12 protein-coding genes are annotated in these 14,342 nt (G+C 67.7%); 7 read left to right on the top strand and 5 right to left on the bottom strand.

From position 1 onward, the window contains the following. Positions 1 to 86 precede the first annotated feature (86 nt). Positions 87 to 1,487: an NsdA family TPR-like regulatory protein gene (locus HNR21_RS11620; RefSeq protein ID WP_182705202.1), complete on the top strand. Its 1,401-nt coding sequence runs from the start codon at positions 87 to 89 to the stop codon at positions 1,485 to 1,487. Here the strand turns inward: HNR21_RS11620 and HNR21_RS11615 are convergent. Then, on the bottom strand, positions 1,484 to 2,413 hold the full coding sequence (locus HNR21_RS11615; protein WP_182705201.1) for a phosphotransferase enzyme family protein: 930 nt from the start codon (positions 2,411 to 2,413) through the stop codon (positions 1,484 to 1,486). The genes HNR21_RS11620 and HNR21_RS11615 overlap by 4 nt on opposite strands. Before the next feature lie 122 nt (positions 2,414 to 2,535). Between HNR21_RS11615 and HNR21_RS11610 the strand changes: the two genes are divergently transcribed. Next, entirely contained in the window at positions 2,536 to 3,465 is a 930-nt protein-coding gene (locus HNR21_RS11610) for a YDG/SRA domain-containing protein (RefSeq protein WP_182705200.1), read from the top strand. 882 nt (positions 3,466 to 4,347) lie between these two features. Here the strand turns inward: HNR21_RS11610 and HNR21_RS11605 are convergent. Continuing rightward, a complete protein-coding gene (locus HNR21_RS11605; protein WP_182705199.1) occupies positions 4,348 to 4,626 on the bottom strand; it encodes a site-specific integrase in 279 nt (92 codons plus the stop codon). 324 nt (positions 4,627 to 4,950) lie between these two features. On the opposite strand from HNR21_RS11605, the gene HNR21_RS11600 reads away from it, so the two are divergent. Then, on the top strand, positions 4,951 to 5,460 hold the full coding sequence (locus HNR21_RS11600) for an SMI1/KNR4 family protein (protein ID WP_182705198.1): 510 nt from the start codon (positions 4,951 to 4,953) through the stop codon (positions 5,458 to 5,460). Positions 5,461 to 5,617: 157 nt separating this feature from the next. Then, entirely contained in the window at positions 5,618 to 6,538 is a 921-nt protein-coding gene (locus tag HNR21_RS11595) for an IS5 family transposase (protein WP_182705197.1), read from the top strand. A 148-nt stretch (positions 6,539 to 6,686) separates the two neighbouring features. Here the strand turns inward: HNR21_RS11595 and HNR21_RS11590 are convergent, their stop codons facing one another. Then, on the bottom strand, positions 6,687 to 7,124 hold the full coding sequence (locus HNR21_RS11590; RefSeq protein ID WP_220500131.1) for a hypothetical protein: 438 nt from the start codon (positions 7,122 to 7,124) through the stop codon (positions 6,687 to 6,689). 349 nt (positions 7,125 to 7,473) lie between these two features. On the opposite strand from HNR21_RS11590, the gene HNR21_RS11585 reads away from it, so the two are divergent. The 3 genes from HNR21_RS11585 (at position 7,474) to HNR21_RS11575 (ending at position 10,711) form a co-directional block, all read left to right on the top strand. Beyond that, positions 7,474 to 9,057: a hypothetical protein gene (locus HNR21_RS11585; protein WP_182705195.1), complete on the top strand. Its 1,584-nt coding sequence runs from the start codon at positions 7,474 to 7,476 to the stop codon at positions 9,055 to 9,057. 331 nt (positions 9,058 to 9,388) lie between these two features. Then, positions 9,389 to 9,988, top strand: coding sequence for a hypothetical protein (locus HNR21_RS11580; protein WP_182705194.1), 600 nt, complete (start codon positions 9,389 to 9,391; stop codon positions 9,986 to 9,988). An 18-nt stretch (positions 9,989 to 10,006) separates the two neighbouring features. Then, positions 10,007 to 10,711: a spermine/spermidine synthase domain-containing protein gene (locus HNR21_RS11575; protein WP_182705193.1), complete on the top strand. Its 705-nt coding sequence runs from the start codon at positions 10,007 to 10,009 to the stop codon at positions 10,709 to 10,711. 286 nt (positions 10,712 to 10,997) lie between these two features. Here the strand turns inward: HNR21_RS11575 and HNR21_RS11570 are convergent, their stop codons facing one another. Together HNR21_RS11570 and HNR21_RS11565 are read right to left on the bottom strand one after the other, a co-directional pair. Further along, positions 10,998 to 12,509 (bottom strand): NCS2 family permease, encoded by a 1,512-nt coding sequence (locus HNR21_RS11570; RefSeq protein WP_182705192.1) that lies wholly within the window; start codon positions 12,507 to 12,509, stop codon positions 10,998 to 11,000. Between the two features lie 148 nt (positions 12,510 to 12,657). Next, entirely contained in the window at positions 12,658 to 14,337 is a 1,680-nt protein-coding gene (locus tag HNR21_RS11565; protein ID WP_182705191.1) for an AMP-binding protein, read from the bottom strand. Positions 14,338 to 14,342: the final 5 nt, after the last annotated feature.

Genomic DNA, 14,342 nt, shown 5'->3' with positions numbered 1-14,342 from the left:
CTTGAGACGCAACCCAGCTTGGTTCGCCCCCTGGGGTGCACAACAGAGCACACCGGGGGGTGCAGATGTGCACTCGGAGACGAGGGATGGCGGACAAGGCTCCGAACGATCGGCTTGCCCGCTTGATGGAGCAAGCCGGCTTCACCTCACACAAGGCGTTCGCACGTGCGGTGATGGAGGAGTCTCGGCTGGCCGGCGAACCGCTCACCCGGTGCGATCACACGTACGTCTCGCGCTGGCTGGCCGGCATGAAGCCGCGTGGCAAGGCGCCGGTGTTCATCGCTGCCGCGCTGAGTCGGCGCCTGGGCCGGTCCGTGTCGGTTGCCGAGATCGGCATGGCGACGGCACCCAACATGCTGCCTGCCGATCTCGGCATGACCTACAGCGCGCCGGCGAGCTCGAACGCAGAGGAGTTGACGCACCTCTGGCAGGCAGACCTTGAGAACGCCACCCTCGTCATCAAGGGCAAGGTCGATCCCGAAGCGTGGAACCGCGCATCGCTGCAATGGCTGGTCAGTCCGGAGAGCCCACGGATAGACCGGCCGGCATCCGGACCAAGGATCGGGCTGCCAGACGTTGAGCGGTTCCGGGCCACAGTCGACATGTTCGCCCAGCTCGACAACCGTTTTGGTGGTGGCCACGCTCGCCAATCGCTCATCCAGTATCTAGCCACGGACGGCGAGCGGATGTTGCGTGGCCAGTACACCGACGCGGTACGGAGGGCGCTGTTCTCGGCGGTAGCCGAAGCGACGTTGCTCGCCGCATGGATGTCATATGACAGCGCCCTACACGGGCTAGCGCAGCGGTATTTCATCCAGGCGTTGCGCCTTGCCCAGGCTGGCGACGATCGGCTGTTGGCGGCGAGCATCCTCGATGCCATGAGCCACCAAGCCACGTTCGTCGGGCGGTTCAGCGATGCCGCGAACCTTGCCCGGGCCGCGCGCAGCGGCACGCAAGGGTTGGCAACGCCGACACTCACCGCGCACTTCTACGCCATGGAAGCGCGCGCCCTTGCTCGGCTCGGCGACGCTCGCGCTTGCGACTTGGCGCTGTCCAACGCCGTGCGAGAGTTCGAGCGCAGGAACGTAGACAACGATCCCGAGTGGATTCGCTACTTTGATGACGCCGAACTATCGGCGGAGTTCGGCCACTGCTTCCGGGACCTGGGCCGACCGGTAGACGCATCGGTCTACGCAAACCAATGCCTAGGAACCATTGATGATGGTATCTATGCGCGAAGCGACTTCTTCGCCACGATGGTTCTAGCCGATGCCTACCTAGGCGCCGGCGAACTTGAGCAGGCAGGCAAGGTCGCCCTACGTGCCCTAACGCTGGGCGAACAACTCCGGTCCGCTCGCTGCGTGAGCTACCTACGGGAGTTCAACCAGCGCCTAACCAACATCGGCAAGTCGGCCGAATTGAGCAACTTCTACGAACAGGCAGCCGGCTCACGGCTGTGGCGCATTGCGTCCAGCCGATCAGCCTAGTAAGGCTGCCAGTCCTTCCGACTGGATCCCGTCCGCAACGCAGCTATGCGTTTCGCCGCTTCCTGGGCGGTCCGCTCGCTCTCACCGGACTTCTGCGCAATCCACGTGACCATGAGAAATTCCCGTACATCACGCATCACCGGATACCCGGGCCATTGCATGATGTCGAACCCGTAGACCTTCGCGAAGGTCTTGTACTCCTCGCGAGTGTGCCACCCGAAGCTATCGAAGTAGATGGCAGTCAAAGCAAGGTCCCACTCACGCGGACCGATGGCAAAGCCGTCCAGGTCGATAAGTTTCGCCACTCCATGCCGGTCACGCAGCACGTTGCCGACTCCGGCGTCTCCGTGGATCACTCCTTGAGGGAGGACGAAACGAAGCGCGGCATAACTCTGCTCTAGTTCAACCAGCCGGGCAGCCAGAAAACGCCGGTCTTCACCGCTGATCCCAGTACTGGACTCGATGCGATGCCGTGCATTCCCAAACGGAACATGTGCCGGCAACTCCAAGTCGGGCGGCGGTTCGAGCGCATGAAGCTTGGCAAGAATGTCCGCTATCTCGCTGACCGATGCGTATTCATCACCGTCATCAGACAGTGCCTCCCAGAACGTGACGGCATGCCCATCAACGATCACCGGCTGTTCAACGGGCGTAGCACGCACGGCGGGGTAGTCGACCGACGCCAGCCAACGAGCCACAGCGACCGCGCGGCGGGCCTGCTGGGTGCCGACGTGCCGGCGAGAGATCCGGACAACCACGGGTAGCGCCGCAAGCCGGTAGACAGCGTTCGAGCCCAGCCGCATGAGCTGGGCGCCCTTGGCATCCAGGCCAGCCGCAGCGCAAGCACGTTCAAGCGTCAGGGCTGCGCTGGCCGGCGTCCATGTCTCCTTGTCGAGGTCTGCCACACGTACCCACTCACCGGTCATACCTAGCAAGCTACCTCTCACTGGTGCTTGGGCTCCCTCCCCCCCAGCAGACATGCCAGGCAAGAACAGGTGAGACCCCACGGACCTCAGCGAATGTCGGTAGAGGCTGGCATCCTGTGACCATGGCATACAAGCGAACGTTTGGTCACATCCCCGGCCACCCAGAAGGCAGCACCTACAGCAGCCGCAAGGAGGTCCAAGCCGCCGGACTCCATGCACATGAGCAGGCCGGCATCTCCGGTACTGCCAAGCAGGGTGCAGACGCTATCGTCCTGAATGGTGGGTATCCTGACGATCGCGATTACGGTGATGAAATTATCTATACCGGACATGGCGGCCAGGACCCCAACACCAAAAAGCAGATCAAACATCAAGACCTCAACGATTGGGGCAACGCAGCGCTTGTCCGCAGTCAGCTTGAAGGACTTCCCGTCCGAGTCATCCGCGGATTCAACGGGGACAAGTCTTATTCACCAGCGTCCGGATATCGGTATGACGGCCTATACCGGGTTGCGGCTCACTGGTTCGCTGACCACGAAGCCGACCCCAGGTTCCGCGTCTGCCAATTCCATCTGATCAAAATCAAGGATGAAGCCGAGGCCGGCATCCTCGTTGACCAGCCGATAGAGACCTCACTTGAAGAGGATCTAGCACAGAAGCAGGGTCCCGCCCCTCACAAGCAAACAACGGTTAACAAGGCAGTCCGAAACGCCGAGGTCGTCAGAAGAGTTAAGGAGTGGCACCAGCACCGTTGCCAGGTATGCGGCATCATCTTGCAAGTTGATGCCGGCCCTTACAGCCAAGGGGCACATATCCGCCCCCTGGGCCTCAAGCACGGTGGCCCTGACATGGAGAGCAATATGCTCTGCCTGTGCCCTAACGATCATGTTCGCTTCGACAACGGGGCCTTGTACATCACCGACGATTTGAAGGTCGTGAACGCGCTGACCGGTGAGGTTATCGGACCGCTGCGCACCCATCCGAGGCACAAGATTGACCTCGACCACGTCCGATACCACCGGAGCCAGCTCCGAAGCATCCCTGAGAGCTGAGCCCAGGCGGCTCCCTGCCGGGAGAGTCTGGCGTACACCGGTCCGCCTACCGTCTCACTGTGCTATGGGAGCAAGGCCGGCCATGTAGCCACGCAGAACCCGCAGAACCCGCAGAACTACCTTGCCGGCCATCACTGCAGGCCAGGGGCGTTGCCTAGGCAGGGCGGCAGGGCACGCAGAATCCCGCAGAACCTTCGCAATATTCGAGCCGGGCCATGGGATGCCGGCGGACACTCACGAGCTCACTGCCCTACGGCCGGCACAGAGTCTATTTGTGCGGGGATTCTGCGGGATTCTGTGTGGAGCTCCCTGGCTGACGGACAAGCGCTATGACCAGGGACGATGCCGCCCGATGGGGTTTGTGCGGGTTCTGCGGGTTCTGCGGGCCATTCGGGTGGCTCCCGGAAGGTACTCCATCCCTCATGCGGCCAAGTTCGGCGATCGGGGCGACGGGCTTCTGTTCCAGGTGATCACTCAGAACCCTCTCTCAGATGCCCGCTGAGCGCCGTTCAGCCCGCTACGAAGCCCGGAACCTAGGCACCCCATGACGATCTCGTCTGAGCGGGGTTGAGCCTTGATCGTGCCGAATACATGCCGAAACCACGGTTTGCGAACCGTGTGCACTCGGAGTATTAGCAGGTCACCGCCCATAGAGATGATGGACAGCGACCCTGATTCCTAAACCGTGTGTCGCAGGTTCGAATCCTGCCGGGGGCGCCCAGATGATCAGTGAAACCCCTGCCTGACCAGCAAGAATGCCGTCAGGTAGGGGTTTCGCCGTGTGCGGCCGTGTGCCGCCGGATGTCGCCGTGCGCCGCTGGTTACGGGTAGGACGCGGGTACGCCGCGGGACATGCTCGGGATGGACTCCCCGGGGCGCGGGTCAGGGCTGCTGACGGTTGAGCACGTTGTCGATGCGCTGGAACCAGGTGTCATCGAATCCGTCCATGACCTGCGAATAGGTCTTGTGGAGGACTTTGACGCTGTGGCCGGTCCATTGGGCAACCTGCTTGGGCGGCATCCCGGCGTAGAGGCGGACCGTCACCCCCGAGTGCCGCAGGTCGTACGGGCGACCGGCCAGCGGCGAGAGGCGCTGTTCAGGAGTCAGGCCCAGCGTTCGAGCTTCCTCCCACACCCGCGACAGCGACGAGACCGGGATCACACCCTCCGGTCAAGACGACGGCGCGCAGCGTCGCCGCAGCGCCCGGCGGTTCACCGCCCGGAGTGTGCGGGTGTGGGCGCCGGTCACCGGGCGGTGAACCGCCGGGCCACGACCGGCGAGGGACACCGAAGAGCGCGGCGGCGGTCTGGAACAGGCCGGGTCGCCGGCCGCGACCAGCGAGGGGCAGCGTCTGATCCAGTGAGCGACGAGGTCCGGCCATCGCCGTACGCTTCGCAGCCAGGGGGCGGGATCTCCCGAGGAGAGCCATGCTCCGATGAAGGCCGGATCGCAGGGGATGGGCAGATGCACTGGGCGGTAGAGCAGTTGACCGCTGTCTTGGAGCCGCCTGCCGGTGGCGGGGACCAGGTCGACTGGGAGCGGGTCCGGGAGGAGTACGGGGTGACGTTCCCGGCCGACTACCGGAGCTTCGTGGAGACCTATGGCGGGGGCGTCATCGACGACTACATCGGTATCAGCACCCCGCCGGTGGAGGGATCGGTGTACGGGCATCTCCTGGGAGAAGGCCCGTTCGTCTCGGGGCAGCGGCATCCGGAGGGGTGCCCGTACTACCCGGACCCGGGTGGGATCCTGCTCTGGGGATACAGCACGCACGGCGATGACGCCTACTGGCACTGCACGAGCGAGGACCCCGACGAGTGGACGGTGTTGATCTGGAGGCGCCAGGTGCCGTCCCTTGAGGAGACCTGGTATCCCTTCGACGGCGGGATGGTGGAACTCCTGCTCGCGAGCATCAGGGACGGCCGCCCCAGCCCGTTCAGCGCTCCGAGTGTCCCCTCTCCCAGGTCGGTGTTCACCAGCTGGCGCGACGAGTAGCCCAGACACGCAGCCGGATGGTCGATCGAGTGCGCATCTAGGTCGTGTTTAGGAAGTCCTGTTGGTCGGTTTGGTCGGGCATGTCGGTGCCTGGATGCAGGTGAGGTCTCCGGTAGATGGATCAACGACCAAGAAGACCATCAACGCGGAGACCTCGGTGGCCAGGGTATCGATCACAGCGCGCAGGGACCTGACGGACCGGCAGTGGCGGGTGCTGCAACGGGTGCTGGGGCGGCTGCTGCCCCGGGACGGGCGGCTGGGCAGGCCGGCCAAGTGGACGCGCCGGCAGTTGCTGGACGGGATCCGGTGGCGGACCCGGGTGGGCGCCCCGTGGCGGGACGTGCCCGAGCGGTACGGGCACTGGCAGTCGGTCTATGGCCTGTTGCGGCGATGGCAGCGGGAGGGGATCTGGCCGCTGATCTGGGCGAAGCTGATGGCGTTCGCCGACGCCGCCGGGCTGGTGGGCTGGAGCGTGTCGGTGGACTCCACCATCAGCCGGGCCCACCAGCACGCCGCAGGCGCTCGCCGTGACCATGCCGGTCAGGTCGAGCCGCCGGGCCCGGAGCCGGCCGATCACGGGCTGGGCCGCTCGCGGGGCGGGTGGACCACCAAGATTCATCTGGCCTGTGAGCAGGGCCGCAAGCCGCTGTCGGTGGTGCCGGCGGGCGGGCAGCGCGGGGACAGTCCGCAGTTCGTGCCGGTGCTGGAACGCATCAGCGTGCCCCGATGCGGGCCGGGGCGTCCCCGCAGGCGCCCGGAACGGGTGCTGGCCGACAAGGCGTACTCGTCTCGGGCCAACCGCGCCTATCTGCGCCGCCGCCAGATCACCGCGACCATCCCCATCAAGGCCGACCAGGCCGCGCACCGCAAGGCCAAAGGCTCGGCCGGAGGACGGCCACCGGCGTTCGACCCCGGCGCCTACCGGCTCCGCCATGCCGTGGAATGCGGCATCAACCTGCTCAAACAGCACCGCGCGGTCGCCACTCGCTATGACAAGCTCGCCGTCCGCTACCAGGCCACCATCCACATCGCCGTGATCGACATCTGGCTCCGCACCCTCACCAAGACCACTTTCTAAACACGGCTTAGGGCTCCGCCGCCCCCGAACCCCGCGTCGGAGCGGTCGGCTGCGCGGAGTCGTCTGTCACACCGTCGCGCCGTCCGCGCGGACGAGCGCCCCGGACCGGCATGACGGTGTGTTGCTTCCCTGCGGCAGAGCCGTGTTCCTAGGCGAGTTCGAGCAGGTGACTGCTCGGCCCATAGTTGATCTTCCAATCGGCGCAGCACCCCAGTACGCCGTCAGTGATGCACCGCACCCCCACGCTGACCCAACGCACCTCATCGTCGGCATGCAGCGAGAAGCCGACCACCACGTCGAACACGTCTGCCCCGCAGGGGCAGACGACCTCCTCGGGCTCGGCGTCTTCCCAGAAGTCTCCGCTGTCGAGCATGCGAAGGACCTGGCCGCAGCCCACGCAGGTTCGCTCCACCGCGCCCTCTAGCGGATCAGCGCGAAGTCGGAAGGAACGGCCATCACAGTCGGTGCACACCGCCTCGGCAGTCCGATCAACGCGGTAGCCGCCCGCCGCAAGCTCCTCCAGATACTCAGCGAGGTCGGCCGCGTTCTCCCCGCGCCACCATTCGCCGCTGATGTCCATCGCCATCGCAGCAAGGTAGCGCGCGGGAGTGACGGCAACGGTGACGGGAACATGGGCGAACACCAGTGCACCCGAACGGCCGCCAATGGCAGGACAGCGGCAGCCCTGGCCGGGTGAGCCGGGGGCGGCCGGCTCCTGGCTCACCCGGTCTCAGCCCGATCCTGCGCGCGGGCGGCCCAGATCACGCTGGTCGATCCGTTCCGCTTCGTCCAGGAGCGGCGCCGCTCAGACCGGCCCTCATGGAAGTCGCATCCCACCCAGTGAGAATTTGATTCTTGACATACGAAAACCGTACTGCAACTCTACTTTGGGCTGCCGTGACGCGGGTCACAGGGTGGCGGAAGGAGGGCGGTGCATGTCGGACCTGACGATGCTGGAGCCGGGAACCGGCTGGTCACGCACTCGACGGCGCGTCCTGGGGACGCTCGTGCTCACCGGCCTGGTGGCGGGCGCCGCCGTCGTGAACGTCGTGCCCTCTGCCAGGGCGGACGCGTCCGCCCTGTTGCCTGCGAGAGTGTCGGTGGACTTCGGGTCCGAGCAGGGCCGGTTGCCGCGCCCGGAGAGGTACAACAACTTCGGCAACGTCACCGCATGGCCCGAGCAGCGTTCCGACGACGTCGCGTTCCTCAACGAGCAGGGTCTCCACGGCGACGTCTATCGGGTCTGGCTCAGCAGCCCCAACGCGCCCGCCGAGGACGACATCTTCAACCGGTGCGATCTGGCGGCCAAGACGTGCGACTGGTCCAGGCTGGACGCCTACCTCACCCAGGCGAGCACCGTGTCCGACTCGGTGCTGGTGAACCTCAACCCGATCGACTTCGTCGAGGGCGACAGGCCGCTGAAGGAGCTCGAGCCGCTGCTCGAGCTGATGCTGCGGAGCCTGAAGAAGGAGTATCCCCGGGTCAGGTACGTCGAGGTGTTCAACGAGCCGGACTGGAACTTCCACGGGGTGGAGCGCCGGCAGGGACGCCCGGCGGACCAGACCACCTTGCGACCCGACGAGCTCTACCGCTTCTACGTGCCGTTCTACGAGGCCGTCAACGAGGTCAACAAGAGGCTTCGCCGTGCCGACCGGCTCCAGGTGGGCGGGCCGGCGCTGATGTTCATGGACCCCAAGTGGCTGCAGCCGTTCCTGGACGACTACGCCGCCGACGGGAACCCCCGCAAGCGCCTGGACTTCATCTCCTACCACTCCTACCTGAAGTGGGACGACGACTACCGGGTGCCCACGCTCTACAACGAGGATCTCCGCGTGGTGGCCTCGGACCGGGCCACCCTGCGGGCATGGCTGCGGAAACGCCGCCTCCCCAAGGACATCCCGGCCTTCGTCACCGAGACGGGCGTCTATCCCGGTCCGGCGTTCGATGACCCCGACCCCCGGAACGACTACCTCCGGCAGGCGGCCGGCCTGGCCACCTACGGCTACTTCTACGCGGGCCAGCCCGGCACCTACATGTTCAACTGGTGCGTCCGGCACCGGGTCGAGGAACGCAAGGACCAGCTGGTGACCCGCACCCCGGGCGGGCCGCTCACCGGCACGTTCACCCCCTACGGGAACATGATGCTGATGCAGTCCAAGATGAAGGACACCAGGGTGTCCGCCGTCTCGGGCGGCCTCCAGGGGGACAACGGCGTCTACGCGCTCGCCTCCAAGGACGACACGGGCGCATCGCTGATGGTCTGGAACTGGCAGCACGTCCACGACGACAGCTACCGGGCGACCATCGACATGTCCCGGTTGCCGTCCGGGCTCAGGCACGGCCCGGTCCGCCGGCGCATGTTCAGGATCGACCAGACGACCAGCAACTACTTCACCGATCCGCGGCGCGCCGACCTCCAACTGGTCGACGAGAGGATCGTCCGGCCCGGCAAGACCCATTCCGAGAGCATCGATCTCACGCCCAACGCGATCTATCTGATCCTCCTCGAGACCGCGTGAGGCGAACCAGCGGGCCGACCGCCCCGGACAGGGCGGCTCACTGAGAATCGGCCAAGTCCCGGCCGCCGGATCGAGTGGTACCGCCGCCAGGTACCGCCGGTCCGGCGGCCGCGCCCTCTTCGCAAGGCCACCGGAGGATCGCCTTGGTGTCAGAGTCGGGAACCATCTCCGACCACGCCGGACGCCGAGGCGGCCTTCACCTCCGGCTCGGCCGCGAACGCCGGTGATGCCGCATTTGTGGGTGAGGGCGACATACTGGGCGGGCTGGGGCGGGTGGCGGCTCCTGGGGGTGAAGGCGGTGGGGATGGCGTATCGGCGGTTGAGGGTGGTCATGGCGGGGGCGGGTGTCGTGCTCGTCGCCGGGTGCGGGAGTGCGGCGGGGCCTTCGGATGCGGAGCTGGTGGAACGGGCTCGGCAGATCGGGGTGGACAAGGAGCTCGTCCATGTGATGGAGCTCAAGGGGTTTCGCCGGGCGGTCGGGGCGATGGGGGTGTACGGGGACGACGGGTTCCAGGACGTCTACGTGTCGGACACGGGTGTGGACGTGCGGTTGACCGTGGAGCGGCGTGGGCTGACGGTGGCGGACTGTCCTCGGCTGCCGATACCGGCGATGGATGTGGCCGGGGCGGGCGTGCGGTGCGTGCAGGACGGGGACGGGTGGCGGCGGACCGGCGGGGATCGGCAGGAGTACGCGGTGACCCGGGGTGATCTGCTGGTGCGGGTGAGCGGGCAGGTCGGCAGGACCACGTTCGGCCTGCTGCGGGACGCGGCGGCCGGTGCGAAGCCGGCCTCGCCCGCGCAGCTGGACGAGATGCTGCCGCCGGCGAACGGGTCCGGGAGCGGTGGCGGGGAGATCTCGCCGCCGCCGCGCGGGGATCTGCCGCCGCACGGGGACGGTGCTCCGGACAATCATGTGGGGCCCGGGGGCTGACCGCTAGCGTGGGCGGGCATGAGCAGGCGTTTCGAGGAGCTGGACTGGCGGCCCACCCCGATGGGGGAGATCAGCCTGCGGCGGCGGCGCGATCCGGTGACGGGCGAGGACGTGTACGAGGTCAAGCTCGATGACGACTTCCTGATGTCGAGCCTGTTCACCGCCGGGGAGATCGCGCTGGCCCGGCTGGGTCTGGAGCCGCTGCCCCGCGATGCGGACCTGGACGTGCTGGTGGGCGGGCTGGGCCTGGGCTACACCGCCCACGCGGTGCTCCAGGACCCGCGGGTGCGTTCGCTGGTGGTCGTGGAGGCGCTGGGCGAGGTGATCGAGTGGCATCGGCGGCGTCTGGTGCCGCTGGGCGGGCCGCTCACCGAGGATGCCCGCTGCCGCCTGGTCCGGGAGGACTTCTTCGCGGTCGCCGCCGGGCGCGCCGACCCGCCGGGCGGGCCGTTCCACGCGGTGATCGTGGACATCGACCATTCACCCCGCCACGTGCTGAACCCCGCCCACGCCGCGTTCTACGAGCCCGAGGGCCTGCGCAGGCTCACCGCGCTGCTCCACGACGGCGGTGTCTTCGCCCTGTGGTCGAACGACCCGCCCGACGAACGCTTCGAGAGGGACCTGGCCGCGGTGTTCGCCGAGACCCGGACGCACGTCGTCGAATTCCCCAACCCGCAGCAGGACCGCCCCGCCGCCAACACGGTCTACGTCGCCCGGATCTGACCGTTCCGGTACGGGGCGTTCGAAAACTCCGCGGCGAACGCGACCGGACACCGACGGCGCCCACCTCAGCGGACGATCGGTGAACACTTCCGGGTGATGCCCGCCGGAAGCGTCGGCGCAGGTCAGTGCCAGGTCCGTGCACCATGAGAAGGGCCACCAGGCCGTGGAGATCGTCGCTCATCGATGTCCCGCGCTCGACGACCCGGCCGGCGGCCTCCGGGCCGGTGTCGCGGCCCCATGACAAAGGACCGGCGGCCACGAGGCCGCCGGTCCCGATGCCCGCGCGTCAGGCCACGTTCAGGAACTCCTTGACCGGGTCCAGCGCGAAGTAGATGACGAACAGGGCGGCGATCAGCCACATCAGCGGGTGGATCTCGGCGAACCGGCGGCGGGCCGCCTTGATGACCACGTAGGCGATGAAGCCCGCGCCGATGCCCGCGGTGATGGAGTACGTGAACGGCATCAGCACGATGGTCAGGAACGCCGGGATCGCCACGTCGTAGTCGCTGAAGTCGATGTTGCGGATCTGGGTCATCATCAGGAACCCGACCACCACCAGCGCCGGGGTGGCGGCCTCGAACGGCACGATCGCCACCAGCGGCGAGAAGAACATGGCCACCAGGAACAGCGCCCCGGTCACCACGCTGGCCAGCCCGGTGCGGGCGCCCTCGGCGACGCCGGCGGCCGACTCGATGTAGGTGGTGTTGGACGACACCGACCCGGCCCCGCCGGCCGCGGCGCCGACCGAGTCGACCAGCAGGACGTTCCGCACGCCCGGCAGGTTGCCCCGCTCGTCCAGCAGGCCGGCCTCCGCTCCCACGCCGACCACGGTGCCCATCGTGTCGAAGAAGTCGGCCAGCATGATCGTGAACACGAACAGCAGGGCGGCCACCACCCCGACCCGCTCGAAGCTGCCGAACAGGCTGAAGTCGCCGAGCAGGCTCAGGTTCGGGGCGCCGACCACGTCCTCGGGCAGTTTGGGGACGTTGAGCTGCCAGCCGTCCGGGTTGATGACCGGCTTGCCGTCGGGGCCCGGACCGGCGTTGAAGGGGCCGACCTTGGCGATCGCCTCCACGATCACCGCGAACACGGTGGTCACCACGATGCCGATCAGGATCGCGCCCCTGACCCGCCGCGCCACCAGCAACGCCGTCAGCAGGAGCCCCACGCAGAACACCAGGGTCGGCCACCCGGACAGGCTGCCGGTGGCGCCGAGCTGCACCGGCACCGTCGCCTCGCCCACGGCGCCGGGGATGCGCCGGACGAACCCGGCGTCCACGAAGCCGATCAGCGCGATGAACAGGCCGATGCCCACCGCGATGGCGGTCTTCAGCTCGGGCGGGATGGCGTGGAACACCGCCGTGCGGAACCCGGTCAGTACCAGCACCAGGATGACCAGGCCCTCCAGGACGACGATGCCCATCGCGTCCTCCCACGACATGCCGCTGGCCACGCTGAACGCCAGCACCGCGTTCAGCCCCAGGCCGGCGGCCATCGCGAGCGGGTAGCGGCCGATCACGCCCATGGCGATCGTCAGCAGCCCGGCGATCAGCGCGGTCGCCGCCGCCACCAGCGGGATCGCCCCGCCGGGCTGGGTGGAGTCACCGAGGAACCGCCCGTCGGCGTCGGCGACCGTACCGATGATCAGCGGGTTGAGCACCACGATGTAGGCCATCGTGAAGAACGTGGCCAGCCCGCCGCGCACCTCACGGCCGACGGTGGAGCCCCGCTCGGTGATCCTGAAGTACCTGTCGAGCCCGCTCCTGGACTCCTTGACCTGCGCTTCCTGTGCGTTCACGGCCGCAGACTGGCAGATCGGACCACCGTTCCCAAGGGTACGGACGAAAACAAAACCACAACGATCCGTAAGCCTCACCGACGGCCGCCTGGCCCACTGCCTGCGGCGATGCAGTGGGCCAGGTCACGGTCGGCGCGGAGGGCGACGCTCAGGAGGTCAGCACGTCCTCCTCGCGGTACTCGGTGCCGGACGCCCCCGAGGCGGCGTGCGCGCGCAGCTCGACCCGCCGGATCTTGCCGGAGATGGTCTTGGGCAGCTCGGCGAACTCCAGCCGCCGGATCCGCTTGTAGGGGGCCAGGTGCTCGCGCGAGTACCGCAGGATCTCCGCCGCGGTCTTCTCGTCGGGCGTCCACCCGGCGGCGAGCACCACGTACGCCTTCGGCACCGCCAGCCGCACCGGGTCGGGCGCGGGCACCACCGCCGCCTCGGCGACCGCGTCGTGCTCCATCAGCACGCTCTCCAGCTCGAACGGCGAGATCCGGTAGTCGGACGCCTTGAACACGTCGTCGGCCCGGCCCACGTAGGTCAGGTAGCCGTCCTCGTCCCGGGAGGCGATGTCCCCGGTGTGGTAGTAGCCGTTGCTCATCGCCTCGGCGGTGCGCTCGGGGTCGCCGTGGTAGCCGACCATCAGCCCGAGCGGCCGCCGGGACAGGTCGATGCAGATCTCCCCCTCCTGCGCCGGCTTCCCGGTCGCCAGGTCGATCAGCTCGATCTTGTAGCCGGGGACGGGCCGGCCCATGGACCCGGGCTTGATCGGCTGGCCGGGGGTGTTGGCGACCTGCACGGTGGTCTCGGTCTGCCCGAAGCCGTCGCGGATGGTGACGTTCCACGCCCGCTGGACCTGCTCGATGACCTCGGGGTTGAGCGGCTCGCCCGCGCCGACCACCTTGCGCGGCGGGGTGCTCAGGCGGCCCAGGTCGGCCTGGATGAGCATCCGCCACACGGTGGGCGGGGCGCAGAAGCTGGTCACCTTGCAGCGGTCCATCTCGCGCAGCAGCCGTTCGGGGTCGAAGCGCGAGTAGTTGTGGATGAAGACGGTCGCCTCGGCGTTCCAGGGCGCGAAGACGTTGCTCCAGGCGTGCTTGGCCCAGCCGGGCGAGGAGATGTTGAGGTGCACGTCGCCGGGTTCGAGCCCGATCCAGTACATCGTGGACAGGTGCCCGACCGGGTAGGAGGCGTGGGTGTGCTCGACCAGCTTGGGCTTGGCGGTCGTCCCGGAGGTGAAGTACAGCAGCAGCGGGTCGCTCGCCTTGGTGGGCCGGTCCGGCGTGAACGCGGTGTCCGCGGAGTAGGCGTCGGCGTACGAGAGCCAGCCCTCGACCTGCCCGCCCACCGCGATCCGCGTGTAGTCGCCGGCGACGTCGGCGAACTTGCCGGTGTGCTCGGCGGCCACCACCACGTGCCTGGCGGCGCCCCGTTCCACCCGGTCGCGCAGGTCGTCGGGGGTGAGCAGGATCGTCGCGGGGATCACCACGGCGCCCAGCTTCATCGCCGCCAGGGTGGTCTCCCACAGCTCGACCTGGTTGGCGAGCATCACGATGATCCGGTCGCCGCGGGCCACCCCGTGTCCGGCCAGCCAGTTGGCGACCTGGTTGGAACGCGCCGACATCTCGGCGAACGACCAGCGGCCCTCGGCGCCGTCCTCCTCGACGATCCACAGCGCGGTCCGGTCGTTGCCGCGCGCGATCTCGTCGAACCAGTCCAGCGCCCAGTTGAACTCCTCCAGTTCCGGCCAGGAGAACTCGCGGTACGCGGTGTCGTAGTCCTCCCGGTGCCGCAGCAGGAGGTCCCGGGCGGCGCGGAACCGTTCGTAGGCGGGCGTGCCCATCGCTG

It is taken from the genome of Thermomonospora cellulosilytica (assembly GCF_014138835.1).
Lineage (GTDB): Bacteria > Actinomycetota > Actinomycetes > Streptosporangiales > Streptosporangiaceae > Thermomonospora > Thermomonospora amylolytica.
The sequence above is the reverse complement of the archived record's forward strand: the minus strand, read 5'-3'. Positions and strand labels throughout refer to the sequence as shown.